Raw genomic sequence first — 25,483 nt, 5'->3', positions numbered from 1 at the left:
AGGGGAAACGCTATCGAACGAGGATGTTGCGGAATTGCCACGGGTCGTTCTTGTCGAGGTCTTCGGGAAACAGGCCGGGGCGGTTATCGAGCGGCGTCCAGTCGGTGTAGTAGCCCTTGACCGGTCCGAGATAGGGGCTCTGCACTTCGAGGCAGCGTCTGTAGTCCATCTCGTCGGCCTCTACGATGCCGGCTTCCGGATTTTCCAGCGCCCAGACCATGCCGGCGAGAACCGCCGAGGTGACCTGCATGCCGGTGGCGTTCTGATACGGCGCCAGCTTGCGGGCGTCGGCCAGTGACAGCTGCGAGCCATACCAGTAGGCATTCTTGTCGTGGCCGTAGAGCAGCACGCCGAGCTCGTCGACACCGTCGACCAGTTCGTTTTCGTCGAGCACGTGATGCACGGGTTGCGCCTTGCCGGCGGCGCCGAACATCTCGTGCAGCGACAGCACGGCGTCATTGCACGGATGGTAGGCATAGTGGCAGGTCGGGCGGTAGTGAACCTTGCCCTTCTTGCCGTGCACGGTGAAGAAATCGGCGATCGAAATCGACTCATTGTGGGTCACCAGGAAACCGTATTGCGGACCAGGCGTCGGGCACCAGCTGCGCACGCGCGTGTTGGCGCCCGGCTGCTCCAGATAGATCGCCGCCTGCGAACCGTGCTTGTGCTTCTTGCCGTTCTTCGGCATCCATTTCTCATGCGTGCCCCAGCCGAGTTCGGCCGGCTGCAGCCCTTCCGAGATGAAGCCTTCGACCGACCAGGTGTTCCAGAACACGTCCATCGGCTTTGGCTTCTTGGTGCGCTGGGTGTCGCGCTCGGCGATGTGGATGCCCTTGACGCCGGCCTTCTTCATCAGCTTGGCCCAGCCTTCGCTATCCTGCTGCGCCGGTTCGGAAAACTCCAGCCCGAGATCGGTGGCGAGATTGACCAGCGCCTGCTTGACGAACCACGAGACCATGCCCGGATTGGCGCCGCAGGTGGAGATGGCGGTCGCGCCGCCCGGGTTTTCGCGCTTCTCCTCGATCATCGACTCGCGTAGCGCGTAGTTGGTGCGGCTTGCATTGTCGGCCTTGGCGTCGAAATAGAAGCCGAGCCATGGCTCGACCACGGTGTCGATGTAAAGCACGCCGAGCTCGCGGCAGAGCCGCATCAGATCCACCGAGCCGGTGTCGACCGACAGGTTGACGCAAAAGCCCTGGCCGCCGCCATTGGTCAGAAGCGGCGTCAAAAGCTTCTTGTAGTTCTTCCGGGTCACCGAATCCTGCATGAAGGTGATGCCGCGCTCATCGAGCAATTTGCGGTCGGTGTCGCGCGGGTCGACGACCGTCATGCGCGATTTGTCGAACTTGAAATGGCGCTCGATCAGCGGCAGCGTTCCCCGTCCGATCGAGCCGAAGCCGATCATCACGACAGGGCCGGTGATCTCACCGTAAACGGGCCAATTTTCAGTCGCCATCTATCGAACACTCCTCAAAAGAACGCTTCACACCGGCCGCGTGGCCGCGGCGCGACAAACCATAGATCATTGTCACAATAAAGGAAAAAGCGGGAAATGGCCGGCTTTGCCCGACGCCGTCGCGCCTAGAGCCTGTTCCATCCCGATGGATCGGGATGGAGCTCTATCTCATTGTTCGAGCATGATCTTTGGGACAAAACGGTTCCCGTTTGTCCGAGTAAACCGGTTCCCACTTTTCGGGATCATGCTTTATAGCCCGAGCAATTTTGCGAATTCCGGCTTGAAAAGATCACGGGCCTCGGAGACCGGCAGGTCCAGCACACCGTCGCCGCAGGCCTGGATGGTATACGGCAGGCCCTGGAGCCCGAAGAGCAGGACCTCCTTGTCGCCGTCGCGCCAGAGGCTTGCCGCCAGATATTCGGTGATCAGATCGTCGGTGCCGCATTCGGTTTCGAAATCGATTTGGGTCTGATCGGTCGGCTTCTTGCGCCGTTCCGCGATGAAGGCGATGAGCGAGGGACCGGGCTTGCCGTCGACCGTATCGGAAAACATATCCTGAAGGCCGAGCAACACGCCGCGGCGCACGTCCATCACGTAGGTATCCGAATAGATGGTCGGGTGCGCACCGCCGCAAAACAGGGTCCCGGACTCCCGCCAGCTCATCAATTGCGGCGTCAGCGAGCTGACCTCTGACGTCGAGTCCTCATAGCCGCCGAGCGAACCGTCATCCATGCTGTCGATCGGGCTGTCCTCGTGAAAGCCGGCGTAGCGCAACGCCGCACAGCTCAACGCGCCGAGGCTGGCATGCCGGTGCCGATTCTCAAGCAAGGCATTCGCCGCCTCGACCGGCGCGCCGCCCGACAGTTTGACGATGCGCGGCACGGTGAATCTGGTGCGGGGATCGACGACATAGCTATAGGCGGCATCCGGCCAGCCGTTTGTTTCGCCGGTTTGTGGGTCGCCGGCCTTTGGGTCGTCAGTCCTGAGGGCAAAATCCAGCCGTAGATAATCGTAGGGCGACGCTTCCATGGTGATCGGCGCATCGTTGAAGAATATGCTGCCGGTGAAACTATAGAGATCGAGCGGGCTCGAGGCCGGCGGCTCGGTCTGCTCACGCTCTGCAATCCGGGTCAGCTTCAACGGCCGCGTCTTTTTCCCGATCCAGGTGCCTTCCAATGTCTTGCCCTTATCGGCGGAGGCGAGGCGCCAGATCGCGGCCACTGGCGCGGCCCGGCCTTCTCCGCATTTCTCGGGGCCGCACGCTTCCTCCTCCGCCAATTCGAACCGGCGCCCCTTCAGCGGCCTGGCCTGCAGCGGGATGTCGACACCTTTCGCGCGGTAGAAATAGCGGCCGGCGAGTGGTCCGTCCGGCTCCGACGGATCGCTGGTGAATTCGACAACGATGTCGGTCTGTCCGATCTTGCCGGCATAGGTCACCGGCTCGGCCAGCGTTGCGGTCGCCAGACCCGACAGCACGCAGGCAAGCGCGACCGGCTTGCTAGGATGATGGATCATTGTTCCCCCGAGCCATGATATCCAGGCTTTGCGCCAGTCTGTCACGGTCGGCGGTCAGGCCCTTATAGTCAAGCTGCGCCTGATCCAGCGCCTGGAGCTGGGCGGCAAAGGACGCCGCCAGCGTGGCCCTGTCGGGATGCCGCGCCAGCACCTTGAGCGGGTCGAGATGGATGCGGATGGTGAACAGGATGTCGCGCGAAACAGGCAGCTTGCGCAGCGTCTGCCGCTCGACGCGGATGAAGGCATGAGCGTTGACGTCGCCATCGGGAAATCGGGTCGGGCGGTTCGTGGCGCGATCGATGCGCTCGACGTTGGACAGCGGATGATAGAGCGCGTCGTCGGCCTGGATCGACCAGTTGTAGCGCTCGACCGCCTGGCCCTGCAGGCCGTCGAACATGCGGTTGATGAGGTCGGCCGAACGCGTGCCCGGCCCGAAACCCGGCACCGGCGCGTGGATCTGCTGCAGCGGCCTGCCGAATTTTTCGGTCAGCGACCATGACGAGGGAAAGCACAGCGAGCCGGCGGCCAGTCGCCAACCGCTGTCGTCGCGCCGCATCAGGATCAGGTCTTCCTGGACAAGCAAGGAGGCCGCGACAAGTGGAGCGTCGCTGAAACTGGCGGTGGTGCTGCCGGCTAGATTGTCTGCCGCGTCGATCACTTCGATCCCCGCCGCTGTGCGCCTGTAGGTCTCGGGAAATTTCGCCGTGAGATGCGGGCCGAGCATTTCGAGCACTTCGCGCTGGGCGTCGCGCGTGCCTGCCTCCTCGACAAAAACCTTGTCCGGCATTGTCGCATAAAGCCGGCGCTTCTCGGCGAGATAAGGTTTGAGGTGTTCATCGACCTCGATCCATCTATCGGGGTCGAGCGGCTTCAGCCCGATGGTGAAGAGCTTCGAGGAGCCGTCATAGGGCGTGTGGGTGGGCTGGCGGACGCTCATGCCTCTTTGTAGGCGTCCAATGCGGCGGCGGTCATTTTTGCCGTGAATTCGGTGACATCGTAGTCAGCGGCGCCTGCCTTGGCGAAAGGATCGGCGGCCAGCCTGGCGTCGAGTACGTCACGAGGGCCGCGTGCGATGATGATGCCGCCGGTTCGTGGTTTCTTCGGTCCGGAAGCGACAAAGACGCCTTCGGCATAGCAGGCCTTCAGCCACTCGACATGCGCGGGCGCCAAGCGGTCGATCTCGGTCAGCGGCACCTTGTAGTTCAGCGAAACCACGAACATTCTTTTCTCCCGATGGCTTCGGTCAGCCTAGCCGTGCGGGGATCAAACCGCGCAAGGAATTGCCGACAAAAAGCGCCTTGGCCGACTTCAGATCATCCAAGGTGTAGATCGCTTCCCGGGCTCGGCCTTCATCCAGCAACGCGCCGCGCAATACGCCAGGCAGCAGGCCGCAGTCGAGCCGGGGTGTCGCCAGCACGCCATCGCCGAAATCGGCGAAGATATTGCTGATGGTGCCCTCGCAGATTTCGCCGCGCTCATTGGCCAGAAGCACTTCGTCGGCCTGGCTGATCAGGTACTCGGAACGAGCCCGCTGATAGGAATGCCGCCGGCTGGTCTTGTGGCGCAGCAGGGTGTCGTTCGAATCCAGCCGCACCCGGGCCAGCTGCAGCCGCCAGACCTTGTTGGCGGCGAGTGGTTCAAAAGGCTGGGCAGCAGCCGTCGCCTTGCCGTTGCGCGAGAGAACGAGCCGAGTACGCAGGGCGATGCCTTGTCGGCCGACCGTATCCATCAACACCTCGCCGACCTTCTGCGGATCGCAGGCGAAGCCGAGTTCAGCTGCCGAGCCATAGAGGCGTGCAAGGTGGCGGTCGAAACGGAGGAAGCCTGTTCCAGGCTCCCAGCGCATGGTTTCGATCAGTTCGAAGTCGGCGGCGTTCCCGTCGCGAAGCGCGCTTTCAGCAGACACTCCTGGTACTCCTCCTCGGCCGTCGAATCGAAGACGACGCCGCCGCCGACATTGTAGACGGCTTCGCCGCTGGAGAAGAGCGAGATGGTGCGGATCGCCACCGAAAAGCGCATCATGCCCTCAGGCGCGATCCAGCCGATGGCGCCGCAATAGACATCGCGCGGCACGCCTTCCAGCTCGTGCAGGATTTCCATGGCGCGGATTTTCGGCGCGCCGGTGATCGAGCCGCAGGGAAACAGCGCCGCAAAGATCTGGCGGATGGTGAGATCCGGCAGAAGCTTTGCCCGCACGCGGCTGACCATTTGGTGGACGGTCGGATAGCTTTCGATGCGAAACAGCTCCGGCACCTCCAGCGTGCCGACCTCGCTGATCAGCGAGATGTCGTTGCGCAAGAGGTCGACGATCATCCGGTTCTCGGCCTGGTTCTTCTCGTCGTTGCGCAAAAACGCTTTCAGCCGCGCGTCTTCCGCCTTGGTCGCGCCGCGCGGTGCGGTGCCCTTCATCGGATGGGTTTCGATGATGCCCTCAGTGCCGATCTGGAAGAACAGCTCCGGTGAGCGCGACAGAACGATCGGGTCGCCGAGCGCGACCAGCGCGCCATATTTCACCGGCTGGCGTTCGGTCAGCGCGTCGAAGGCGGCGAGCGGATCACCCGACCACTGCGCATGGATCGGAAAGGTCAGATTGCCCTGATAGCAGTCGCCCTTGCGGATGTGGTCGTGCAGCCGCGCAAAGCGTTCCGAGTAGTCCTTTGAAGACCAGTCGGCTTTGGCGTCGAAGATCGGACCGTTGGTGGCCGGCGCGCCACGATGCGGCAGGGCCTGTTCGACCGGAGCATCGAAGACACCCAGACAAACGAGTGGAGCGCGTCGACCTGCCGGCAGCAGCGGAACAAGTTTTGGCTCGAGCAGATAGCCGGCCTCGTAGGAGAAATAGCCAGCCAGCCATTTGCCGGCATCGGTTGCTGCCTGCGCGGCCTGCAACGCCGGCAGGAAATCCTCAGCCGTGTTTGCGACGATGATTTCAGCCGGACGGTCGAAAACGAGCTGACGGCCGCTTTCATCATTGCGGAAAATTGCAGAGGGCAGGGACATGAGGCTCGGATGCTGCAGTCGATGGCGCCAGTGATGGCTCTATATGGGGGGGTGACCGCGCGCAATCGAGGGAACGGCGTCTGAAGACGCAAAGGTGGTTACGGCCAAAAGACAAAGGCGGCGTCCGGGGACGCCGCCTTGTTCCAAATGCAGTCTTGTTGCCGGGCTCAGGTGTTGTTGGCGGTTCCGGCGGTCGGGAACTGCTTGGCGAATTCCGTCTCGTCGCCGGCGGCCAGAAGCTTCGCCTGCTCGATCCAGTGCTCACGCGCGATGCGGCCGTCGAAGTTCAGAACGTCCTCGATCCGTTTGACGTCGTCGGCGGTCCAGCCGGCGATCTGGGCGTAGGTTGTGACGCCAAGGCCCTTGAGCAGTTTCTCGTTGACCGGGCCGATGCCGATCAGGCGGCGCAGATTGTCGGCCTTGCCGGCGGCCGGCGCTGCTGTCGTTGCCGTTGGCGCGGCCTGTGCGGCATTTGCCTTTGACGCAGCCGCCTTGGGGGCGGCGGCCTTTGGCGCGGCTGCCGTCTTGGCTGCGGCTGGTTTTGCGGCCGCAGGCTTGGCAGCCGCCGGCTTTGCTGGCGCGGGCTTGGCCGCCGCAGATTTGGCCGCCGCCGGTTTGGCCGGTGCGGACTTGGCCGCCGCCGGCGTTGACATCAGGGCTGCCGGCGCCTGGCCAGCTGCCTTTGCCGGGCCGGGCTTGGCGGGTGCCGCTTGCGTTTCGCGCAGCCGGCGCTCGAGATCGGCGCGGGTCTTGCCGCATGCATTCAGCTCGCCGGTCAGGCGGTCGGAATCGGCACGCAATCTGTCACGCTCGCTGCGCGTGCGGTCCATGTCGCCGCGCAGGCTGTCAAGCTCGCCGCGCAGACGCCCCCAGAGAAACCAGCCAACCAACACGCCTACAAGGAACGCCAGGAGGATGTAGATAAAAGTGCCCATTGTCTCTCTCCGGTCAGATCCGCCCGCCGTGGCCTAAAAGTCATGACCTTGGCGAAGGATCAATCAATGGTGGTTCGGCGGTTCGCAGAACAGCCGGCTTCTTGATCGACTGTCGGGGATCGGCTTCCCGCCCATGGCCAACGGTCGTTGTCGCATTCGCCGAGCCGCCACGACCGGCCGAAATCTTGCCGGCCGGAGCCGCGAGCCCGGCTGAGCTTCAAGCGCGACGCTACCATACAGCCTACGGAAAGCTAACGGAAAATTTCCACGCAGAGTTGTTCAAGAACAAATATTTAGAGCAAGAATAGAGCGTCTCAACATGCATTCCCGGTAAACTGTTCTGGTCGACCCGCCAGCTGACGCCATGCCGGTGCGGGTCAGTTGTCCAGCGCTTCCAGTTCGTCGATCAGTCCGCCGATCACGCCAAGTCCGATCTGCCAGAAGGCGGGGTCGGTGGCGTCGAGGCCGAAGGGCGCCAGAAGCTCCGAATGGTGCTTGGTGCCGCCGGCGCGCAGCATCTCGAAATACTTGTCCTGAAAACCGCGTTCGGCATTCTGGTAGACGGCATAGAGCGAGTTCACCAGGCAATCGCCGAAGGCATAGGCATAGACGTAGAAGGGCGAGTGGATGAAGTGCGGGATGTAGGTCCAGAAGACCTCGTAGCCCTCGCGCAATTTGATCGCCGGCCCGAGGCTCTCCGCCTGCACTTCCAGCCAGAACTGGCCGAGCTTGTCGGAGGTCAGTTCGCCGTTCTTGCGCTCGGCATGCACCTTGCGCTCGAACTCGTAGAAGGCGATCTGGCGCACGACCGTGTTGATCATGTCCTCGACCTTCTGCGCGAGCATGGCCTTGCGCTCGCGCTTGTCGGTGGTCTGGTCGAGCAGCGAGCGGAAGGTCAGCATCTCGCCGAAGACGGATGCCGTCTCGGCCAGCGTCAGCGGCGTCGAGGCCATCAGCGCGCCCTGGCCGCCGGCCAGCACCTGGTGCACGCCGTGGCCGAGTTCGTGCGCCAGCGTCATCACATCGCGCGGCTTGCCCATATAGTTGAGCAGCACATAGGGATGCGCCGACGGCACCGTCGGATGTGCAAACGCGCCCGGCGACTTGCCCGGCCTGACCGGTGCGTCGATCCAGTTGCGGTCGAAGAAGACCCTGGCGATTTCCGCCATGTCGGGTGAAAAGCGCTGGTAGGCGGACAGCACCGTGTTCTTCGCCTCGTCCCAGCCAATCACCGCCTGCGGCGTCTCCGGCAATGGCGCGTTGCGGTCCCAATGGTTCATCACGTCCATGCCGAGCCAGCGCGCCTTCATCGCGTAATAGCGATGCGACAGGCGCGGATAGGCGTCGCGAACGGCCGACGCCAGCGCATCGACCACGCTGCGCTCGACGCGGTTGGCGAGATGGCGTGAATCGGCGATGTCCTCGAAGCCGCGCCAACGGTCTGAAATCTCCTTGTCCTTGGCCAGCGTGTTGGTGATCAGCGTGAAGGTGCGCAAATTCTTGCGGAAGGTTGCGGCCAGCGCCTCGGAAGCCCGGCGGCGCACCTCACTGTCGGCGTCCTGCAGGCGGTTCAGCGCCGGCTCGAGCGCCAGTTCCTCGCCGTCGATGTCGAAGCGCAGATCGGTCATCGTCTCGTCGAACAGCCGGTTCCAGGCACCGCGCCCGGTAATCGACTTTTCGTGGAAGAGCTGCTCGACGCGATCCTCGAGCTGGTAAGGCTTGTCCATGCGCAGATCGAGCACCCAAGGCCGGTAGTGGGCGAAGCCCGGGTCGGATGCAAGCGCGTCCTCGATCGCGGCATCGTCGATCAGGTTCAGTTCGAGCGCGAAAAACAGGAGATGCGCGCTGGCGTCGGTCATCTTCTCCTGAATGTCGCCATAGAGTTTGGCGCGCTGCGGGTCGGCCGTGTTGCCGGCATAGACCAGACCGGCATAGGAGACGATGCGGCCGATCAGTTCCTCGAGCGCCTCATAGGCGGCAAGCGCCTCGCCCAACTTGCCGGCGCTGCCACGTCCGGCCTCGGCGGCCAGCGTGCCTTTCCAGCGATTCTCGAAGGCGGTGGCATCGCTTGCTGCCTTGGCGATGTCGCGCTTCAGCTCGGGCGCTTCCATGCCGGGATAGAGATCGGCGAGGTTCCACTCCGGCAGATCGCCAAGCTCCGCTGCGCCCTGACCGGACGCCGCCGCAGCAAGCTGCCCACCTGGAACCATGCGCATCAACAATAACCTTCCGGAATCAAGGGGAAAGGACAAGCCGGTCAAATCCTAAGGAATTCATTCACCGGGTTTTTTGAAACCTTATTTAGAACCCTGTGCCAAGATGATCCATAGGGCGGATACAATCGGGCGGGTAATTCAGAGCAGTCATGACAGGTTCCATACTCATAGTCGATGACGATCCCGTGCAGCGCAGGCTGCTCGAGGCGGCAGTGACGCGGTTCGGCCACACCGCGATCGTTGCCGATGGCGGCGAAGCCGGGCTCGCGGTCCTCGACGGGCCCAATGCAGGCGATGTGTCGGCGATCATCCTCGATCTTGTCATGCCGGGCCTCGACGGCATCGGCGTGCTGAAGGCCATGCGCGAGCGCGGCATCCATATCCCTGTTATCGTGCAGACCGCCCAGGGCGGCATCGAAACCGTCGTTTCGGCGATGCGGCACGGTGCTTTCGATTTTGTCGTCAAACCGGCTTCTCCCGACCGACTGCAGACGTCGATCGGCAACGCGCTCAAGGTCGAGGCGGTCGAGGACGAGGTCAAGCGCACGTCGCGACGGCGCGGCGGCCATCTGACCTTCAAGGACATGATCACGCACAGCCCGGCGATGGACCGGGTGATCCGTCTCGGCCAGAAGGCGGCGGCCTCCAACATCCCGATCCTGATCGAGGGCGAGTCGGGCGTCGGCAAGGAACTGGTGGCGCGTGCCATCCAGGGCAGCGGCGACCGCCGCTCAAGACCCTTCGTCACCGTCAATTGCGGCGCCATCCCCGATAATCTGGTCGAATCGATCCTGTTCGGCCACGAAAAAGGGTCGTTCACCGGTGCCACCGAAAAACACACGGGCAAGTTCGTCGAGGCGCATTCGGGCACGCTGTTCCTCGACGAGATCGGCGACCTGCCGCTCGACGTGCAGGTCAAGCTTCTGCGCGCCGTTCAGGATGGCGAGGTCGATCCGGTCGGCGGCCGTTCGACCGTCAGGGTCGACATCAGGCTGATCTCGGCAACGCACCGGAACCTTTTGCAGCAGGTCAAGGACGGCAAGTTCCGCGAGGACCTGTTCTACCGGCTGAATGTCTATCCGATCTTCGTACCGCCGCTGCGCGACCGTCGCGACGATATTCCCTATCTGGTCACGCACTTCATGGAGAAGGTTGCGCCCGTCGATTCGCGCCACCGACTGCTCGGCATTTCGGATGCAGCACTTGCCATGCTGCAGGCCTATGATTGGCCGGGAAACATCCGGCAGCTGGAAAACGCAGTGTTCAGGGCCTCAGTGCTTGCCGAAGGCGATGTGTTGACCACGGAGGAGTTTCCGCAGATCCGGGCGCAGGTGGACGGCACCGTCAATCTCGATGCGTATGCCGCATTGCCCCAACCCGGCTCGATCCCGGGCAGCGAGCCGCAAGACGATGGCGGTGCCGTTGCGACCGAACTCGATCCTCCGGCCAGGCTGCAGCCGCGTTTCGGCACGCTGCGGGCGCTGGACGAGCGCGGCAATGTGCGCGCGCTGGCCGATGTCGAGTTGGAAATGATCAAGCTGGCGATCGACCACTATAGCGGCCAGATGAGCGAGGTCGCCCGCCGCCTCGGCATTGGCCGCTCGACGCTCTACCGGAAGCTCAAGGAATACGGTATCGACCCGGAAACCGGCCGCGTCGACCGGCTAGCATCCTGACGGCGCAAGGCCGGGACCAGTTTCCCCAATCATAATGCGGCCTTGATTCAGGCGTCAAAGCCGGAATGTGGCAGGCTGGGACGACGTATGTGTGCTGCTGTTCACGCATTAAGGCCAACGGTAACAGATCGTGTTGCTGCAAAAGGCTGAAACCTGATCTAAACCAGCAGTTTACCAAGAAACCCTGTGCAATATTTTTGACGGGATATCGCCACGGTGTTACCGCATTTCGGCTTCAATAAGCGATGATTAACCATTAGGATCGATATTCGGATGTGAAAACGACGCATCCGTTTGGGCAAATCCGGGGACAAACGGCAGCCTGCAGGGCCTTTTGATTTGAACAGAGTCGAACGACACACAAACGGGCGGCACTATCACATGAGCGTCTGGCCGAGATGGCTGGCAGCGGTGATTCTTGCTGTTTGTTTCCTTTCCGCGGCTGCAACCGGCGCCAGCGCGGAAACACGTTCGCTCAAGCTGTATCATCTCCACACGCACGAAAAGGCCGAGATCGTTTACAAGCGCAATGGCCGCTATGTCCCCGAGGGGCTGAGGAAGATCAACATCATCCTGCGCGACTGGCGTCGCAACGAGCCGACCAAGATGGATCCGCGCTTGCTGGACCTGGTCTGGGAAGCCTACCGGGAAAGCGGTGCCACCGACTACATCCAGGTCGTCTGCGGCTATCGCTCGCCGGCCACCAACTCGATGCTGCGCAGCCGCAGCCGGGGCGTTGCCGAGAAAAGCCAGCATATGCTGGGCAGGGCAATGGACTTCTACATTCCCGGCGTGCCGCTAAAGAAGCTGCGTAACATCGGTCTCAAGATGCAAGGTGGCGGCGTCGGCTATTATCCGACCTCCGGCTCGCCCTTCGTCCACATGGATGTCGGCAATGTGCGCCATTGGCCCGGCATCAGCCGTCAGGAACTGGTGAGTGTATTTCCCAACGGCAAGACGCTGCATGTGCCGAGCGACGGCAAGCCGCTGCCGGGCTATGCGCAGGCGCTCGCCTCCTACAAGGCGCGCAAGGGTTCTGGCGCCCCCGCCATCGAACTGGCAAGTGCTGGCGGCAGCACCAAGAAGTCCGGTGGCTTCCTTGCTGCTTTCTTTGGCGGCGGCGACGACGAGGCCGATGACAGCGCCGATGTCGAGACGGCTTCGGCCGCCCCCGCTCCCAAGTTGAAGAGCGTGAAGCCGACCGCCAAGAGCAGCAACCTTCCCGGCATAACCATTGTGGCGCCGCAGGATGCGCAGCGTGCCGAGATTCCGCAGCTTGCCGATGACGCTGCCGATTCGGAGCCGCAGCAGGACACGCCGGCGACGATCATCGCGGCGCTGCCGGCCAAAGAGATTCCGTTGCCTGATTTCGCACCGCGTCCGAAGGCTGATGTCGGCGCGCAGACACCTGAAAATGTTCCGTTCGGCACCGCCGATGCCACCGCCACAACCGAGCAGACGGTGGCGACGGCGCAAGCGCCGACGAGCGTTCCTTTCGGCATGGCGGATCCCTCTACAATCGCCGACCCGGCGCAGGTCGCGGTCAACAACATTCCGTTGCCGACCTGGCGTCCCGACCGTTCGCTGCCGGCCGATCTCGCACCGCAGGACAAGGACGTGCTGTTGGCGCTGGCGGATACGGCATCACACAACCAGACCGCTACCGACGCCTTCTCGGTGCTGCCGTCGCAGCGTCCGGATGAGGTCAAGGCTGTTCTCGAGCAGGCCGGCGTCACCGACGGCTATCAGGTCGCCTCGCTTCAGCCGCGCTCGGCGTTCAACGACCCGTCCGGTGTCGATGCCGCTTCGCCGCGCGATGCCATCGCCGCCCGCCCGGCCGGTTCCGATCCGGCTGCAGCAATCGGCGCCGGTGTGAAGACCACGCGCAAGGAAGCCAGGGCCACCGCCCGCGACCTGAAGCCGGGACCGAAAGCGGTGGTGGTTGCCGCCGCGCCGCAGGCGGCGCGCTGGGCGCTGCACAGCGGCGAGTATGTCGCCACCGTTTCAGACTCCACGACGGCGCCGCGCTTTGCCTACAACCTGGTGCGTACGGCGCCGAGCGAGGTCTACACGGCCGGCTTCCAGCAGGACAACCAGATGGCCGACGCCAACCGGTTCACCGGCAACGCAATCAAGTTCCTTTCTGTCGCCCGCTTCCAGACCAAGTAACGTCTGGCCGAATGCCACCAAAGCCGCGCCGGGCAACCCGCGCGGTTTTTTGTTTTAAGGAAATTCTACTGGTCGGTCTTTTCCACACGGCGCTGGCCTTCATCGCGCTGGGATGCTAACCACCAAGCCACCTTTCTCCCGCTTCGTCTAATGGTAGGACAGCGCCCTTTGAAGGCGTGAATCGTGGTTCGAGCCCATGAGCGGGAACCAGCTTCCTCAAATGATGCTTTTCGCGCCCCTTGGGCCTGCAAGATCACGCAGGACTGAACTTCCCGTGATGGTGGAACACCCCAGCCTTTTCCGGGATGGGGCTAGGTTTGTTCCAACCTGGGGATTTCAATGAAAAACATTCTATTGGCGTCAGTTCTGGCGCTGGCGGCAGTTTCGGCCGCGATCGCTTCCAACGCAGGCTGAAACCGTGATCATCAAGACCGGAAAGCATCACTGCAGGACCAAGTGGGTTACGCATTGGGTCCACCACCACAGGGTCGTCGAGAAGGTCAAAGTCTGCAACTGAGGCATTCGAAGAAGCGAGCCGGTCGGCGAAAGCCGGACGGGCTTTTTTGGGCTTACTTCCCGAGTTTGCTCGCGGCCCGCGCCAGCGCTTCGATCTCATCCCACTTGCCGGCCTTGACCAATTCGTCCGGGGCCACCCAGGAGCCACCGACGCAGATGACGTTGGGCAGGCTCAGATAATCGGCAGCGTTCTTGGCCGAAATGCCGCCGGTCGGGCAGAATTTCACGTCGGCAAGCGGCGAGGCGAACGCCTTCAGCGAGGCGATGCCGCCCGATTGTTCGGCCGGGAAGAATTTCAGGAAACGCAGGCCGGCCTCGCGGGCGGCCATGATTTCGCCCGGCGTGATGGCGCCGGGCAGCAACGGAACCTCGCTGTCCTTCGCCGCCGCCAGCAGTTCGCGGGTGATGCCGGGGCTGACGATGAATTTCGAGCCTGCGGCCGCCGCCTCGTCGAACTGCTTGGCATCGAGAATGGTGCCGGAGCCGACGATGGCGCCCTCGACTTCGCCGGCGACGCGGCGGATCGCCTCCAGTGCATCGGCTGTCCTGAGCGTGATCTCGATCGCCGGCAGGCCGCCGGCGGCGAGCGCCCGCGCGAGCGGCACGGCGTCGGCGACATTGGCGATCTTCAACACCGGGATGACCGGCTGGCCATTGAGGAGCGACAGGAGCTTTTCGGTCTTGCTGGGCATTTGTCGTCTCTCCGGCTTCGAACAATTCAACCGATTAGCAGAAGGCCGTTTTTCTGTCCACGAAGGCAAGCGTGTCGCGATGTCACGCATGGCCGGCAATGCCCTGAATCGAGTCGCTGCGTCAGTCATGGAAAGACTGGTGTGCTGGCCTTGCCTTGAATCGGCTTTCGCAAGCGTTTAGTGGCTTGGCAATGACACTGTCCAATCAACCTTTGCGCGTTGCGGCGCTCTACCGCTTTGCGCGGCTCGATGCTTTCGAGGCGTTGCGTGCGCCGCTCGCCGCCTTCTGCTGCGGACGCGGCATCAAGGGCACGCTGCTTCTGGCGCATGAGGGCATCAACGGCACGGTTGCCGGCAGCGAGGCGGCAATCGCTGAACTGATCGATCACCTGGAAACCATCGAGGGTCTCGCCGGTCTCGAAGTCAAATACAGTAGCGCCGAGACGATGCCGTTCCACCGCATGAAGGTGCGGCTCAAGCGCGAGATCGTCACCATGGGTGTCGAGGATATCGATCCGGCGAGAAGTGCCGGCACCTATGTCGCGCCGGCGGACTGGAACGCGCTGATCGCGGACCCGGACACGATCGTCATCGACACTCGCAACGCCTACGAAGTGTCGATCGGCACTTTCAAGGGCGCGGTCGATCCGGCAACGGCGAGCTTTCGTCAATTCCCGGCCTGGGTCGAAAAACATCGGGACGAATTCGACGGCAGGAAGGTCGCCATGTTCTGTACCGGCGGCATACGCTGCGAGAAGGCGACAGCCTATGTGAAGTCGCTGGGCGTCGAGGATGTGTTTCACCTAAAGGGCGGCATTCTGAAATATCTCGAAGAGGTGCCGGCCGAGGAAAGCCTGTGGCAAGGCGAGTGCTTCGTCTTCGACGAGCGCGTTTCGGTGTCGCACGGCCTTACCGAGGGTGATGCCGAACTCTGCCGCGCCTGCCGCCATCCGTTGACGCTAGAGGATCGCCTGTCGCCGAACTATGCCGCCGGCGTCTCATGCCCGCATTGCTTTGAGGCTCGCTCGGACGAGGATCGCGCCCGCTATGCCGAGCGGCAGCGCCAGGTCGAGCTGGCGCAGGCCCAGGGCAGGGGGCCGCATATCGGCAGCTAGCGTTGGCGGAGCGCCGGCGCGGACTCTGATTGCGTCACCAGGCGACGGAATAGCGGTCGATCACCCACAGCCACGTGCCGTCGCTTTGCCGACGGGCGACCTCGGAGGTCACCGTGCCGTCGGGAAGCCGGGTCGACGTCAGCGCCAGGTCACCGTTGATCGCCGCCGGGCGCTGCTCTCCGCGCTGGAATTTTCGCCCGGTCGCGGCAAACGCGGCATACAGCGCGCGGATCGCTTCGCGGCCGCGCGTCAATTCAGCCTCGCCGCTATCGATGACGGCATCGGGTTCGAACAACGCAACCATGCCGTCAATGTCTCCCACCCACTGCCGATCAATCAACAGGCGCTCGAGATCCTGAGGATCACGTGCGGGTTCACGGCTTGATTCATCGGTCATGCGACGCTCCAGACAATCCAGTTGGGGAGCGTGACACTAGCCGAAGCCGAAGTCTGTTTCGACACGTCGATTTCCGCCGCTGCTGGCAAAGCGCTCGCCCGTCATTGTAATGTCCATATGCGGGGCCTACCTCTCTGACGTTCGAAACCTGCCCGTTTGGCTGGGCAAATTCTGGAGGCATTGATGTTCGATCCCAAGAAGCTCCTCGACGATCTGCTCGGCTCGCAAATTCCCGGCACCAGCGGCACCGTCCGCGACAAGGCCGGGCAGGCGGTGCAGATGGCCAAGGACAATCCGCTGGCGGCCGGCGCGCTGGCCGCGGTGCTGCTTGGGACCGGCACCGGACGCCAGGTAACGGGCACCGCCATCAAGCTCGGCGGACTGGCCGCGATCGGCGGCCTCGCCTACAAGGCCTACCAGAACTACAAGGCCGGCAATGCGCCCGAGCAGGCGCCGGCCGCCGGCGAGCCGGAACTGCTGCCGCCGCCCGCCGACACCGCCTTCCATCCCTCGCAAGCGCCGCAGGGCGAGGATGAGTTCACGCTGACGCTGGTGCGGGCGATGATCTCGGCGGCCAAGGCCGACGGCCATGTCGACGATGACGAACGCCAGAAGATCGCCGGCAAGCTCAGCCTAGCGGGCATCGGCACGGAAGCGGAGAAGTTCCTGATGTCGGAGCTGGAGAGCCCGCTCGACCTCGATACGCTGGTCGCCGGCGCCAAGACCGACGCGCAGAAGCTTGAGCTCTACACCGCGTCGCGCCTCACCATCGATCCCGACACGCGTGCCGAACGCGGCTATCTCGACCTGCTGGCCGGCCGGCTCGGCCTGCCGGACGCGCTGGTCGACCATGTCGAAGCGACCGTGTCGGCGGCACAGGTGCCGGCTTCAGGCAAGGCCAAGGCCGGGACGGCGCCGAACCCACGCTGGTAGGCTTCAAACGAGAGTGCGGAGTCGGACACCGTTTCGCGCTAACGTCTCGTTAACCTAGCAAGCGCATGATTCTAGCCAGTCGGATCGGCTTTTCCTCCTCCCAAGCCCGATTCAGATCAGGGGCGGTCGCCAATGACCGCCCTTTTTGTCGGGCACGCTCCCTTCGAGCGCCTTGCCATAGCTGTCATCATTTGCGATGCCACATGTTCTTCCAGCCATGATCAGGGGGGACGGCGATGACAGCCATCACTAAGAAAACCGCCATCGTCACCGGCGCCGGCACCGGTATCGGCAAGAGCGTCGCCACGGCGCTGCTGAAGGCCGGCTGGAACACGGTGTTCTGCGGCCGCCGCAAGCCGGTCCTGGACGCTGCGATCGCGGAAGCCGGGCCAACGCAAGCCAAGGCCTTGGCGGTTGCCTGCGACATCAGCAAGGCCGATCAGGTCGATGACTTGTTCGAGACGGTGCTTGCGGCTTTCGGGCGCGTCGACCTGCTCTTCAACAATGCCGGCATGAGCTACAAGTCGACACCGATCGACGAGATCCCGGTCGAGGTGTGGAACGATATCGTCGGCGTCAATCTCACTGGCTCGTTCCTGTGCGCGCGTGCTGCCTTCGGCGCCATGCGCAAGCAAAAGCCGATGGGCGGCCGCATCATCAACAATGGCTCGGTATCGGCCTATGCGCCACGGCCGGGCTCGGTGCCCTATACGGCGACCAAGCATGCCATCACGGGCCTCACCAAGACGCTGGCGCTGGACGGCAGGCCCTTTGACATCGCCTGCGGCCAGATCGACATCGGCAATGCGCTGACCGACATGGCGCAAGCGATGACGGTTGGCGTGCCGCAGGCCAATGGCAGTATCGCCGCCGAAGCGGTGATGGATGTTCAGCGCGTCGCCGACGCCGTCGTCCACATGGCCAGCCTGCCGCTCGACGCCAATGTGCTTTTCATGACCGTGATGGCGACCAAGATGCCGTTCGTCGGGCGCGGATGATTTGACCCTGGCGCCGTCATCGCATGTCAGCCTGACCGTCGCGACGCCTGATCGACCAGCCAGTCGACAAACCGGCCGATAGCTGGATTTGCCAAGCCTTCTTCGTGGCAGATGCAGTGATAGTTTCGTGCGGAGGGAACGCCGAGCGTCAAGGGTTGCACAAGTCGGCCCTCATCAAGGTCTCTGAAGGAAATGATATCGTTTGTGAGGGCGACACCATGACCGTCGCGCGCGGCCTGTAGCACCATGGCAAAGTTGTCGAAATAGATATCGGACTCCACCGCATGTGGCACGCGCGCTTCCGCTAGCCAACGCCTCCACTGGTCGCCGTCGTCTTCGTGGAGCAGGCGGTGTTTCAGAACGTCGCGGGGTTCTCGAATAGCGTTTAGGCCCCGCAGCAATTGCGGACTGCACACTGGTGCCGCGTAGATGCTGTGCAGCATCCGCCACCAAAATCCAGCCCAGGGTGGATTCCCATAGACGATGGCGACATCGACTTTTCGCCAGTCGATCTCCTCGAAGGCCACCGCCGTGTGCATCCGCATGCGAATATCCGGGTTCGCATCGAGAAACCGAAAGATCCGGGCCGCCAGCCATGTGGTTCCGAAGACCGAAGGCACCGACACGCTGAGAGTCGCCTTGGCGGCCGTGCTGTAGGCATCGGCCGATATTTCACGGATCGATTCCGATATTTGCTGCATGGCGATGCCCACGCTCTTCTGCAACGCAGCCCCGCGCTCGGTCAGCACGAGGCGGCGGCCGCGCTTCTCGAGCAGGTCGAGGCCGAGCGACAACTGCAGCGCGCGCAATTGCTGGCTGATGGCGCCCGGCGTCACATGCAGTTCGGCGGCTGCGGCAGCGATGTTGCCCAACCGCGAAACGCTCTCGAAAGCACGAAGCGAATGAAGGGATGGCAGGCTCATTTCGACCTTGATAGTTTAGAAAAACTGCTCATATTTTCCTCTAAAGATTTAGCTTGTTTGAAGAAAACTAGCAACATAACGTTCCCCGCGCTGCCATCCGGCCGTCACAAAAAACAAAAGGGGACCTCGAAATGTTTCATGCGCCGATCTCCGCCGCAGCCAAATTTGCGCTTGGCGGAACGATCCTCATTGCTCTTTCAATCACCATGCCAGCGGCACAGGCCACGGATTCTAAACTGGTCCGGAACGGCGTGCTGAATGTCTGCACCGGTGGTGATTTCCCGCCCATGCAATATTACCAGAATCCGGGTGACGAGAAGCTTGTCGGTTTCGAAGTCGATGTCGTCGATGCGATCGCCAAGCAGTGGAACGCCACCACCAAATATGTCGTTGGCGATTTCAAGGGGCTGTTGCCATCACTCGGCGCCGAGCGCTGCGATCTGGTCGCTTCCGGCATCCTGGTTACCCCCGAGCGCCTCAAGGCCTATGATGCGGTTCCCTACTTCATCTCCAATGTCGTTATGGTGACGGCTGTCGCCGATGAGGCAACCAAGACCCCGCAGGATTTGAGCGGCAAGGTGCTGGCGATCGAGGCCGGTACCAATTACGAAAAGACAGCCGCCGATCTGAACGCCGAATTGACGAAGGCCGGCAAGGCGCCAGCCGAAATACAGACCTACCCCTCTGCGTCTGGCGTCATCCAGCAGATCCTGGTCGGGCGAGCCGCTGCAACAATCACCCAGGACACGACGGCAGCATTTCGCATGCAGCAGATGCCGGGCCAGCTGCAAATTCCGTACAACTATGGCGGCGGTGAAACCTACGGAATCTACCTGAGAAAAAGCAGCGATGATCGCCAGCAACTGGTCAAGGCGATCGAGGCGATGCAGGCGAGCGGCGAGATGGCGACGCTGCTGAAGAAGTGGACCCTCCCCGCGACTGCCACCGACGTCAAGCACGCGACCAATTGAGGAAGGGCTGCCGTGTTCGACAACAAGCTCTTCCTGACGGCATTGTTCGGCTGGCCCCTCGCCAAGGGGGCCTTGCTGACATTGATGCTTTCGGTTTTCGTGATGTCCGTTGCCTTGGCGATATCGCTGGCAACAGCGGCGTTGGCGACGTCGAAGCGGCGTTGGGTGCGTTTCTTGATTGCCGCCTTTGTCTGGCTTTTTCGCGGAGCGCCGGCGCTGCTCGTCCTGCTGTTCGTGTGGAACGGGCTGCCGCAAATCTCGACGGTCTTCCGATCGAGTTGGTTCACGCCGTTCCTCGCGGCGTTTCTTGCCTTGACGCTGATCCAGATTGCCTACCTGACCGAGATCTTTCGCAGTTCCTACGCATCCATAGGCAAGGGACAATCGGAAGGGGCGGCGGCTCTTGGCCTGCACCGAGGCCAGATATTCTTCCTGATCGTCTTGCCTCAGGCGCTTCGCGTCGCGCTGCCGTCCCTGGTCAACGAGTTCATTTCGTTGTTGAAAGCGACCTCGCTGGCGACGGTGATCTCCCTGAAGGAGCTCATGACCGTCACCCAGTTTGCCATCGCCACCAGCTTTCGCTTCCTGGAATGGTATGGCGCTGCACTGATCTACTACATGTCGATGGTTTCGGTTCTGACCGTCTTTCAGATGAAGATCGAGCGGATGCTTGCGCGGGGACATCGTTGATGTCGTTCACAGCCGCCGGCGAGGTGCAGCGTGCTTCCGACTGGTTTTCACGCGAAGCGCTGGGGCAAGGCATCACGCGGATATGGGAGCCGCACGTCCATCCCTATTTCAGAAGCAATGTCTTTCATGTTCGCGGGCGCGATGTCGATCTCGTCATCGACGGCGGGATGGGTCTCGTGCCTCTCAGGCCGATTCTGGACCTCATGCCTGGCAAGCCGGTTGTAGCCGTTGCAACGCACATCCATGTCGATCACGTCGGCGCATTGAGCGAGTTCGAGACGAGAGCCGGCCATCGCGACGAGTCAGCGCTTTTCGAAGCCATGGCGGATGAGCACACATTGGCTCATCTCTTCCGTGCGCAGACGGATGCAGTGAGCAGGTCACCGTATCCGGCATGGTCGCCCAAGTGTTTCCAGATCAGACCAGCGCCATTGTCGCGAATTGTGGATGAAGGCAGCATCATAGAGACAGGCGACAGGTCGTTTCTGGTCCTTCACCTCCCGGGTCATTCGCCGGGGTCGCTCGGGCTTCTTGATGAACGCAACGGCGACTTCCTGGCCGGCGATGCGATCTATCGCGGGCGATTGGTCGACGATCTTCCGGGTTCGGACGTGCAGGCCTATCGGAAAACCATGCAACGGCTTCTGGAAATAGAATTCAGCAGGGCATATTGCGGGCACGGTGAGATGATCGACCAGAACGAACTGCGATCGATTGCAACAACCTATCTGGACAGCTGAGCGTCACTTCGCCAGAAACGCCTCGATCCGCTCCAGCGCGCGCAAGATGTTCTCTTCGGAGTTGGCGTAGGACAGCCTGATGTAGCCTTCGCCAAGAATGCCGAAATCGGGCCCGCCGATCAGCGCCACGCCGGCATCCTCAAGCAATGCCGAGGCAAGCTTTTTTGCTTTCCAGCCGGTCTTCGAGACATTGGGAAAGGCATAGAAGGCGCCCTTCGGCGTGATGCAGGAAACGCCGGGGAGCGCATTCAGCCCCTCGACAACGACCTTCCTGCGGTTGTCGAAGGCGCGCATCATCTTGTCGACGTCGTCCTGCGGGCCGTCGATCGCCGCGATTCCGGCATACTGGCTCGGCGCGTTGACGCAGGACCAGCAATTGACCGCCAGCTTGCGCACCTTGTCGTAGAGATGGGCGCCCTTGTCGCCATTCGGCCAGATCGACCAGCCCATGCGCCAGCCGGTCATCGCCCAGGTCTTCGACCAGCCGTTGAGCACGATCAGCCGGTCGCGGATTTCCGGGAAGGTGAGCAACGAGCAATGCGTCTCGCCATCATAGGTCATGACGTCATAGATCTCGTCGGAGAGGATGGCGACATGCGGGTGCGCCTCGAGCCCCTTGACCAGCTTCTCGATCTCGACCCGCGGCGTGACGCCGCCGGTCGGGTTGGCCGGCGAGTTGAGGATCAGGAGCCTGGTTTTTGGCGTGATCAGCGCCAGCGTTTCCTCGGCCGAAAAGGCAAAGCCGTTTGCCTCGCGCATCGGCACCGGAATGGGCGCCGCACCGGTGAACTCGATCATCGAGCGGTAGATCGGAAAACCGGGATCGGGATAGAGGATCTCAGTGTCCGGCTCGCCGAACATCAGGATCGCGGCGAACATGGTCGGCTTGCCGCCGGGCAAGATCATCACATTCTCCGGGGAGACCTCGATGCCGGTGGTGGTCAGCGTGCGCCGCACCACCGCCTCGCGCGTCGCCAGCAGGCCGTTGGCCGGCGTGTAGCCATGATGGCCGTCGCGCAGTGCCTTGATCGCCGCTTCGACAATGTGCTGCGGCGTCTTGAAGTCGGGCTGGCCAATGCCGAGATTGACGATATCGCGGCCTTGGTGCGCCAATGCTGTCGCCCGCGCCAGCACCGCAAAAGCATTTTCCTCGCCGAGACGGTCGAAGGCCGAAATCGTGTGGAGCATTTTTCCCGTCCGTGTGGTTCTTTCCCTGGGCGTGCGTTTTTGTGAGCGTCCGCTCGCAAATGTCAAACGGATTGGAGTCTTGCGTGTCGGAAAATCTCAAGAATTGGCAGCCTCGCCCGCGTCCCGAACGCAAGGTCATCGACGGCCGCTATGCCAGGCTCGAGCCGTTGAGCGCCGCAAAGCATGGCGACGGCCTGTACGAGGCGTCGTCGGTGGCCGATATAGGCGGCCGTTTCGCCTGGCTGCCCGACTATCCGCCGCAGACCCGCGCCGACTTCCAGCCATGGCTGGACAGAGTGGAAGCCAGCGAGGACCCACTGTTCTTCACCGTCATCGACAAGGCCAGCGGCAAGGTCGCCGGGCGCCAGACGCTGATGCGCATCGATGCAGCCTATGGCGTCATCGAGATCGGCAACATCTATTGGGGCCCGCTGATTTCGCGCAAGCCCGCGGCGACCGAAGCGCAATTCCTGTTCATGAAATACATCTTCGACGACCTCGGCTATCGCCGCTACGAATGGAAATGCAACAACCGCAACGAGCCGTCGAAGCGCGCGGCCGAGCGTTTCGGCTTCAAGTTCGAGGGCATTTTCCGCCAGCATCTTGTGGTCAAGGGTGAAAACCGCGATACGGCGTGGTATTCGATCATCGACAAGGAGTGGCCAGCGCTGCGCAGTGCCTATGAGGCATGGCTCGATCCGGCCAATTTCGATGGTGACGGTGGGCAGAAGCGACGGCTTGAGGATTTCCGCGCCGAGTTTGGCGCCTAACCATGATCCTGAAAAGTGGAAACCGGTTTTCGGACAAGATCATGGTCAAACAAGAAGATAGAGCCTCCATGCCGATCTTATCGGGATGGATCAGGCTCTAGCGGGAGTTGGATGATGGCGCATAGCCACGACCATGGTGCGCAAGGGCACGACCACAGCCATGGCGCCGGTCATGTGCACGGCTCGACCGACAAGAAACGCGTGCTGATTGCGGCGTGCCTGACCGCCGGCTTCATGGTCGCGGAAGCGCTTGGCGGCCTGCTCACGGGCTCGCTGGCACTGCTGGCGGATGCCGGCCACATGCTCGCCGACGCGATCGCGCTCGGCCTGGCCTGGTATGCGTTTCATCTGGCGGGACGACCGGCGACAGTCCGTCTCACCTACGGTTTCGGCCGGGTCAAAACCCTGGTGGCCTACACCAACGGCATCGCCATCTTCGCCATTGCGCTGTGGATCGTCTACGAGGCCTGGGGGCGCCTGCTGACGCCGGCGCCGGTGCTCGGCGGGCCGATGCTGGTGGTTGCGATCCTCGGCTTGCTGGTCAACATCGGCTCGTTCTTCGTGCTGCATGGCGGCGACCGCGACAGCCTGAACATGCGCGGCGCCATCCTGCATGTGCTCGGCGATCTGCTCGGCTCGGCGGCAGCCATTGTAGCTGCCGTGGTCATCCTGGCAACCGGCTGGACGCCGATCGATCCGATCCTGTCGGTGCTGGTCTCGCTGCTGATCCTGTCCACTGCCTGGTCGCTGATGCGCGAGGCCGCCCATGTCCTGCTCGAAGGCGTGCCGGCCAGCCTCGATCGCGACCTGATCGCCAAGGATATCGAGGCGAAGGTCAAGGGCGTGCGCGAGGTGCATCACATGCATGTCTGGTCCCTCGACGGTTCCAGCAACATGGCGACATTGCATGCCTGTCTCAACGACGGCGTCGATGCGCACATGGCGGTCAGCGCCATCAAGAAACGGCTTGCCGCCGAGCATGGCATCAGTCATGCCACCGTCGAACCGGAATTCGGCCACTGCGCCGACGACGAGCATGACAACGACCATGATCATGCGCATGGTACGGTGCCGCATCATGGCCATTATCACTGACGCAGGGACCTCCATGACATTGGCAACGAGACTGAATTTCCGCCGCAGCGGGCGCGCGTAGTGGATCGCGACACGCGCAACGCGCTGATCGCGGCGGCGTGGATCATGCTGCTGTTTGGCCTCGCCGCCTATTGGCTGCCAACGGTGATGCTGGCGGTTGGCAGCGTCTCCACCGTCCTGGCCGGCATTGTCGCGGCTATTTTCCTGGTGGCGTTCTTCGCCGTGTTCTGGCTGCGCGCCCGCAGCCAACGCAAAAAGGGTCTTTGACATGCGCATTCTGATTACCGGCGCGGCAGGCATGGTCGGCCGCAAGCTCATCGCCCGGCTAGCAGAGGACGGAACGCTCAACGGCCACAAGATCACGGCGCTCGACCTGCACGATATCGTGCCGCCGCAGGCGCCGGCGATGGAAGGCGTGGCCGTTTCCATCCATACCGGCGATCTCGCGGCACCCGGTGCAACCGCAAGCCTGGTGGCTTCGCGTCCCGATATCGTCTTCCATCTCGCCGGCATCGTGTCGGGCGAGGCGGAAGCCAATTTCGATCTCGGCTACCGCGTCAATCTCGACGGCACAAGGGCGCTGTTTGACGCGATCCGGCTGGCCGGCTTTGCGCCGCGTGTCGTCTTCACCTCGTCCATCGCCGTGTTCGGTGCACCGTTCCCGGATGTCATCCCGGACGAATTCCATCCGACGCCGCTGACCTCCTATGGCACGCAAAAGCAGATGAGCGAAGCGCTGCTGGCAGATTACTCCAGGCGCGGCTTCTTCGACGGCATCGGCATCAGGCTGCCGACCATCTGTGTGAGGCCAGGCAAGCCCAACAAAGCGGCTTCCAGCTTCTTCTCCGGCATCATCCGCGAGCCGTTGAGCGGCCAGGAGGCGATCCTGCCGGTGCCGCGCTCGGTGGTCCACACCCATGCCAGCCCGCGCTCGGCGGTTGGTTTCCTGATCCATGCCGCGGGGATCGACGGCAATGCCGTCGGGCCGCGCCGCAATCTGACAATGCCCGGCGTCGCCGTTACCGTCGGCGAGCAGATCGAGGCGCTGGAGCGCATTGCCGGGGCCAAGGCGGTGAAGCTGATCCGCGAAGAACCCGACGACACGATCTGGGCGATCGTCAAGGGCTGGCCAACCCGGTTCGAGGCGCGGCGCTCAAGGGAGCTTGGCTTTGTCGCCGAAACCAGCTTCGACGACATTATCCGCGCCCATATCGAAGACGAGTTGGGCGGCAAGATAAGTTAGAGCGGGATGAATCTAGGTTGGCGCATAGCCTGCCTCTGTGAAGTAATTTCTGCATTCGGTTGAAGAGACGGTGCCGAGGATTTGGCCGATGGCGTCACAGACGGTTTCGACGGTACGCTTGGCAGCCTTACGGAGCCAATGCTTTAGCTTTGCAAAGAGCTTCTCGATGGGGTTCAGGTCAGGCGAGTATTTGGGCAGCAAGAACAGCCTGGCGCCGGCCGAGCGGATGGCGCGGCGCACGGCCT

General features: G+C 62.6%; 25 protein-coding genes and 1 tRNA gene. 13 read left to right on the top strand and 13 right to left on the bottom strand.

All coding sequences use genetic code 11. The features are described from left to right. Window positions 1-10: 10 nt before the first annotated feature. From AC1DVW_RS24300 to AC1DVW_RS24265, 8 genes are all read right to left on the bottom strand, one after another. Window positions 11-1,456, bottom strand: a complete 1,446-nt coding sequence (locus AC1DVW_RS24300) for a homospermidine synthase (RefSeq protein ID WP_477326483.1) — start codon at window positions 1,454-1,456, stop codon at window positions 11-13. 249 nt (window positions 1,457-1,705) lie between these two features. Beyond that, window positions 1,706-2,971 carry a hypothetical protein gene (locus AC1DVW_RS24295; RefSeq protein WP_477326481.1) on the bottom strand — a complete coding sequence of 422 codons (1,266 nt, stop codon included), beginning with the start codon at window positions 2,969-2,971 and terminating at the stop codon, window positions 1,706-1,708. After that, a complete protein-coding gene (locus tag AC1DVW_RS24290; RefSeq protein WP_477326479.1) occupies window positions 2,955-3,908 on the bottom strand; it encodes a heme-dependent oxidative N-demethylase family protein in 954 nt (317 codons plus the stop codon). The genes AC1DVW_RS24295 and AC1DVW_RS24290 overlap by 17 nt, the downstream gene beginning before the upstream one ends. After that, window positions 3,905-4,192, bottom strand: coding sequence for a YciI family protein (locus AC1DVW_RS24285; protein ID WP_477273201.1), 288 nt, complete (start codon window positions 4,190-4,192; stop codon window positions 3,905-3,907). The genes AC1DVW_RS24290 and AC1DVW_RS24285 overlap by 4 nt, the downstream gene beginning before the upstream one ends. A 22-nt stretch (window positions 4,193-4,214) precedes the next feature. Beyond that, window positions 4,215-4,877, bottom strand: a complete 663-nt coding sequence (locus AC1DVW_RS24280; protein ID WP_477326477.1) for an aminotransferase class IV family protein — start codon at window positions 4,875-4,877, stop codon at window positions 4,215-4,217. After that, window positions 4,826-5,971 (bottom strand): aminodeoxychorismate synthase component I, encoded by a 1,146-nt coding sequence (locus AC1DVW_RS24275; protein WP_477326475.1) that lies wholly within the window; start codon window positions 5,969-5,971, stop codon window positions 4,826-4,828. The genes AC1DVW_RS24280 and AC1DVW_RS24275 overlap by 52 nt, the downstream gene beginning before the upstream one ends. Before the next feature lie 167 nt (window positions 5,972-6,138). Continuing rightward, window positions 6,139-6,906, bottom strand: a complete 768-nt coding sequence (locus AC1DVW_RS24270) for a proton-conducting membrane transporter (protein WP_477326473.1) — start codon at window positions 6,904-6,906, stop codon at window positions 6,139-6,141. A gap of 377 nt (window positions 6,907-7,283) precedes the next feature. Beyond that, window positions 7,284-9,122, bottom strand: coding sequence for a M3 family oligoendopeptidase (locus AC1DVW_RS24265; protein WP_477248415.1), 1,839 nt, complete (start codon window positions 9,120-9,122; stop codon window positions 7,284-7,286). Between the two features lie 149 nt (window positions 9,123-9,271). On the opposite strand from AC1DVW_RS24265, the gene AC1DVW_RS24260 reads away from it, so the two are divergent. The 3 genes from AC1DVW_RS24260 (at window position 9,272) to AC1DVW_RS24250 (ending at window position 13,177) form a co-directional block, all read left to right on the top strand. Continuing rightward, window positions 9,272-10,798 carry a sigma-54-dependent transcriptional regulator gene (locus tag AC1DVW_RS24260; RefSeq protein WP_477248413.1) on the top strand — a complete coding sequence of 509 codons (1,527 nt, stop codon included), beginning with the start codon at window positions 9,272-9,274 and terminating at the stop codon, window positions 10,796-10,798. 381 nt (window positions 10,799-11,179) lie between these two features. Beyond that, entirely contained in the window at window positions 11,180-12,967 is a 1,788-nt protein-coding gene (mepK, locus tag AC1DVW_RS24255) for a peptidoglycan L,D-endopeptidase MepK (protein ID WP_477248411.1), read from the top strand. A 136-nt stretch (window positions 12,968-13,103) separates the two neighbouring features. Beyond that, window positions 13,104-13,177: transfer RNA gene (locus tag AC1DVW_RS24250), tRNA-Gln, on the top strand. Window positions 13,178-13,536: 359 nt separating this feature from the next. On the opposite strand, the gene AC1DVW_RS24245 is transcribed toward AC1DVW_RS24250, so the two are convergent. After that, window positions 13,537-14,175, bottom strand: a complete 639-nt coding sequence (locus AC1DVW_RS24245) for a 2-dehydro-3-deoxy-phosphogluconate aldolase (RefSeq protein WP_477273141.1) — start codon at window positions 14,173-14,175, stop codon at window positions 13,537-13,539. Between the two features lie 191 nt (window positions 14,176-14,366). Here AC1DVW_RS24245 and trhO point away from each other — a divergent pair, with 191 nt between their 5' ends. Next, complete coding sequence (gene trhO, locus AC1DVW_RS24240) at window positions 14,367-15,290, top strand: oxygen-dependent tRNA uridine(34) hydroxylase TrhO (protein WP_477273139.1); 924 nt, start codon at window positions 14,367-14,369, stop codon at window positions 15,288-15,290. Window positions 15,291-15,324: 34 nt separating this feature from the next. Here trhO and AC1DVW_RS24235 read toward each other — a convergent pair whose 3' ends face one another. Then, entirely contained in the window at window positions 15,325-15,687 is a 363-nt protein-coding gene (locus AC1DVW_RS24235; RefSeq protein ID WP_477326471.1) for a YybH family protein, read from the bottom strand. A gap of 183 nt (window positions 15,688-15,870) precedes the next feature. Between AC1DVW_RS24235 and AC1DVW_RS24230 the strand changes: the two genes are divergently transcribed. Next, the gene (locus tag AC1DVW_RS24230) at window positions 15,871-16,620 is read left to right on the top strand and encodes a tellurite resistance TerB family protein (protein ID WP_477273135.1); all 750 of its coding nucleotides are present in this window, start codon (window positions 15,871-15,873) and stop codon (window positions 16,618-16,620) included. Window positions 16,621-16,856: 236 nt separating this feature from the next. After that, window positions 16,857-17,618 carry an SDR family oxidoreductase gene (locus tag AC1DVW_RS24225; protein WP_477326469.1) on the top strand — a complete coding sequence of 254 codons (762 nt, stop codon included), beginning with the start codon at window positions 16,857-16,859 and terminating at the stop codon, window positions 17,616-17,618. 26 nt (window positions 17,619-17,644) lie between these two features. Here the strand turns inward: AC1DVW_RS24225 and AC1DVW_RS24220 are convergent, their stop codons facing one another. After that, window positions 17,645-18,541 carry a LysR substrate-binding domain-containing protein gene (locus tag AC1DVW_RS24220; RefSeq protein ID WP_477326467.1) on the bottom strand — a complete coding sequence of 299 codons (897 nt, stop codon included), beginning with the start codon at window positions 18,539-18,541 and terminating at the stop codon, window positions 17,645-17,647. A gap of 131 nt (window positions 18,542-18,672) precedes the next feature. On the opposite strand from AC1DVW_RS24220, the gene AC1DVW_RS24215 reads away from it, so the two are divergent. Genes AC1DVW_RS24215 through AC1DVW_RS24205 form a run of 3 tightly spaced genes read left to right on the top strand, consistent with a single transcriptional unit; the run spans window position 18,673 to window position 20,942 of the window. After that, the gene (locus tag AC1DVW_RS24215) at window positions 18,673-19,512 is read left to right on the top strand and encodes a transporter substrate-binding domain-containing protein (protein WP_477326465.1); all 840 of its coding nucleotides are present in this window, start codon (window positions 18,673-18,675) and stop codon (window positions 19,510-19,512) included. Between the two features lie 12 nt (window positions 19,513-19,524). Next, entirely contained in the window at window positions 19,525-20,202 is a 678-nt protein-coding gene (locus AC1DVW_RS24210) for an amino acid ABC transporter permease (RefSeq protein ID WP_477326463.1), read from the top strand. Beyond that, entirely contained in the window at window positions 20,202-20,942 is a 741-nt protein-coding gene (locus AC1DVW_RS24205) for an MBL fold metallo-hydrolase (protein WP_477326461.1), read from the top strand. Before AC1DVW_RS24210 ends, AC1DVW_RS24205 begins: the two co-directional genes overlap by 1 nt. Before the next feature lie 3 nt (window positions 20,943-20,945). Here the strand turns inward: AC1DVW_RS24205 and AC1DVW_RS24200 are convergent, their stop codons facing one another. Beyond that, the gene (locus tag AC1DVW_RS24200) at window positions 20,946-22,130 is read right to left on the bottom strand and encodes a pyridoxal phosphate-dependent aminotransferase (RefSeq protein ID WP_477326459.1); all 1,185 of its coding nucleotides are present in this window, start codon (window positions 22,128-22,130) and stop codon (window positions 20,946-20,948) included. Window positions 22,131-22,213: 83 nt separating this feature from the next. Between AC1DVW_RS24200 and AC1DVW_RS24195 the strand changes: the two genes are divergently transcribed. From AC1DVW_RS24195 to denD, 4 genes are all read left to right on the top strand, one after another. Continuing rightward, the gene (locus AC1DVW_RS24195; RefSeq protein ID WP_477326457.1) at window positions 22,214-22,900 is read left to right on the top strand and encodes a GNAT family N-acetyltransferase; all 687 of its coding nucleotides are present in this window, start codon (window positions 22,214-22,216) and stop codon (window positions 22,898-22,900) included. 114 nt (window positions 22,901-23,014) lie between these two features. Next, window positions 23,015-23,995 carry a cation diffusion facilitator family transporter gene (locus AC1DVW_RS24190; protein WP_477326455.1) on the top strand — a complete coding sequence of 327 codons (981 nt, stop codon included), beginning with the start codon at window positions 23,015-23,017 and terminating at the stop codon, window positions 23,993-23,995. Window positions 23,996-24,055: 60 nt separating this feature from the next. After that, window positions 24,056-24,262: a hypothetical protein gene (locus AC1DVW_RS24185; RefSeq protein WP_477248387.1), complete on the top strand. Its 207-nt coding sequence runs from the start codon at window positions 24,056-24,058 to the stop codon at window positions 24,260-24,262. Between the two features lies 1 nt (window position 24,263). Next, window positions 24,264-25,238 carry a D-erythronate dehydrogenase gene (denD, locus tag AC1DVW_RS24180; RefSeq protein WP_477326453.1) on the top strand — a complete coding sequence of 325 codons (975 nt, stop codon included), beginning with the start codon at window positions 24,264-24,266 and terminating at the stop codon, window positions 25,236-25,238. 12 nt (window positions 25,239-25,250) lie between these two features. Here denD and AC1DVW_RS24175 read toward each other — a convergent pair. Beyond that, the coding region (locus AC1DVW_RS24175; RefSeq protein WP_477326451.1) for a transposase at window positions 25,251-25,483 on the bottom strand (233 nt) is incomplete at its 5' end.

It is taken from the genome of Mesorhizobium sp. P3_B5, assembly GCF_056402815.1.
Note: the sequence above shows the minus strand (reverse complement) of the source record. Positions and strands in the feature narration are given on the sequence as shown.

Coding starts and splice junctions, on each gene's coding strand:
- AC1DVW_RS24300 (WP_477326483.1), bottom strand. CDS start 1,456: ATGGCGACTGAAAATTGGCCCGTTTACGGTGAGATCACCGGCCCTGTC.
- AC1DVW_RS24295 (WP_477326481.1), bottom strand. CDS start 2,971: ATGATCCATCATCCTAGCAAGCCGGTCGCGCTTGCCTGCGTGCTGTCG.
- AC1DVW_RS24290 (WP_477326479.1), bottom strand. CDS start 3,908: ATGAGCGTCCGCCAGCCCACCCACACGCCCTATGACGGCTCCTCGAAG.
- AC1DVW_RS24285 (WP_477273201.1), bottom strand. CDS start 4,192: ATGTTCGTGGTTTCGCTGAACTACAAGGTGCCGCTGACCGAGATCGAC.
- AC1DVW_RS24275 (WP_477326475.1), bottom strand. CDS start 5,971: ATGTCCCTGCCCTCTGCAATTTTCCGCAATGATGAAAGCGGCCGTCAG.
- AC1DVW_RS24270 (WP_477326473.1), bottom strand. CDS start 6,906: ATGGGCACTTTTATCTACATCCTCCTGGCGTTCCTTGTAGGCGTGTTG.
- AC1DVW_RS24265 (WP_477248415.1), bottom strand. CDS start 9,122: ATGCGCATGGTTCCAGGTGGGCAGCTTGCTGCGGCGGCGTCCGGTCAG.
- AC1DVW_RS24260 (WP_477248413.1), top strand. CDS start 9,272: ATGACAGGTTCCATACTCATAGTCGATGACGATCCCGTGCAGCGCAGG.
- mepK (WP_477248411.1), top strand. CDS start 11,180: ATGAGCGTCTGGCCGAGATGGCTGGCAGCGGTGATTCTTGCTGTTTGT.
- AC1DVW_RS24245 (WP_477273141.1), bottom strand. CDS start 14,175: ATGCCCAGCAAGACCGAAAAGCTCCTGTCGCTCCTCAATGGCCAGCCG.
- trhO (WP_477273139.1), top strand. CDS start 14,367: ATGACACTGTCCAATCAACCTTTGCGCGTTGCGGCGCTCTACCGCTTT.
- AC1DVW_RS24235 (WP_477326471.1), bottom strand. CDS start 15,687: ATGACCGATGAATCAAGCCGTGAACCCGCACGTGATCCTCAGGATCTC.
- AC1DVW_RS24230 (WP_477273135.1), top strand. CDS start 15,871: ATGTTCGATCCCAAGAAGCTCCTCGACGATCTGCTCGGCTCGCAAATT.
- AC1DVW_RS24225 (WP_477326469.1), top strand. CDS start 16,857: ATGACAGCCATCACTAAGAAAACCGCCATCGTCACCGGCGCCGGCACC.
- AC1DVW_RS24220 (WP_477326467.1), bottom strand. CDS start 18,541: ATGAGCCTGCCATCCCTTCATTCGCTTCGTGCTTTCGAGAGCGTTTCG.
- AC1DVW_RS24215 (WP_477326465.1), top strand. CDS start 18,673: ATGTTTCATGCGCCGATCTCCGCCGCAGCCAAATTTGCGCTTGGCGGA.
- AC1DVW_RS24205 (WP_477326461.1), top strand. CDS start 20,202: ATGTCGTTCACAGCCGCCGGCGAGGTGCAGCGTGCTTCCGACTGGTTT.
- AC1DVW_RS24200 (WP_477326459.1), bottom strand. CDS start 22,130: ATGCTCCACACGATTTCGGCCTTCGACCGTCTCGGCGAGGAAAATGCT.
- AC1DVW_RS24190 (WP_477326455.1), top strand. CDS start 23,015: ATGGCGCATAGCCACGACCATGGTGCGCAAGGGCACGACCACAGCCAT.
- denD (WP_477326453.1), top strand. CDS start 24,264: ATGCGCATTCTGATTACCGGCGCGGCAGGCATGGTCGGCCGCAAGCTC.